This is a genomic window from Myxococcus llanfairpwllgwyngyllgogerychwyrndrobwllllantysiliogogogochensis (assembly GCF_006636215.1).
In the GTDB taxonomy this organism is placed as follows: Bacteria; Myxococcota; Myxococcia; order Myxococcales; family Myxococcaceae; genus Myxococcus; species Myxococcus llanfairpwllgwyngyllgogerychwyrndrobwllllantysiliogogogochensis.
Genome location: NZ_VIFM01000719.1, coordinates 1 through 477, shown reverse-complemented (window position 1 = coordinate 477; position 477 = coordinate 1). Strand labels below are relative to the sequence as shown.

3 tRNA genes are annotated in these 477 nt (G+C 56.4%); all 3 read right to left on the bottom strand.

What is annotated here, in order from left to right:
• Positions 1-93: 93 nt before the first annotated feature.
• The 3 genes from FJV41_RS57335 to FJV41_RS57325 all read right to left on the bottom strand — a co-directional run bounded on the left by FJV41_RS57335 (position 94) and on the right by FJV41_RS57325 (position 406).
• Positions 94-170 (bottom strand) — tRNA-Asp (locus FJV41_RS57335).
• Between the two features lie 52 nt (positions 171-222).
• Positions 223-298, bottom strand: a tRNA-Glu gene (locus FJV41_RS57330).
• A gap of 32 nt (positions 299-330) precedes the next feature.
• Positions 331-406, bottom strand: a tRNA-Ala gene (locus FJV41_RS57325).
• Between the last annotated feature and the right edge of the window lie 71 nt (positions 407-477).

Sequence of the window (477 nt, the reverse complement as noted above, 5' to 3'; positions counted from 1 at the left end):
GGGCAGGACGGGTCAGGAACAAGAAAAAAGCCGCAACGATGGCTCGCTGCGGCTTCTATTCATTCAGGCGCGGCACAGGCCGACCCGGTTGACTGGCGGAGTGGACGGGACTCGAACCCGCGACCCCCGGCGTGACAGGCCGGTATTCTAACCAACTGAACTACCACTCCTGGCAGGCGGCTGTTGTGCTTGCACATACGTGCAAGCCAAGTGCCACAAACTTGGCGACCCTACGGGGATTCGAACCCCGGTACTCACCGTGAAAGGGTGATGTCCTAGGCCTCTAGACGATAGGGTCAAAACCTGGGAACTTCCGTTCTCTGACTTCAGTGGTGGAGGTAAACGGGATCGAACCGATGACCTCTTGCATGCCATGCAAGCGCTCTCCCAGCTGAGCTATACCCCCACTTTCGATGCCGCCGATAATTACTTATCGTTGTCATCATCAGAGCCTCGAATTATAGACAGGTTTTCAGG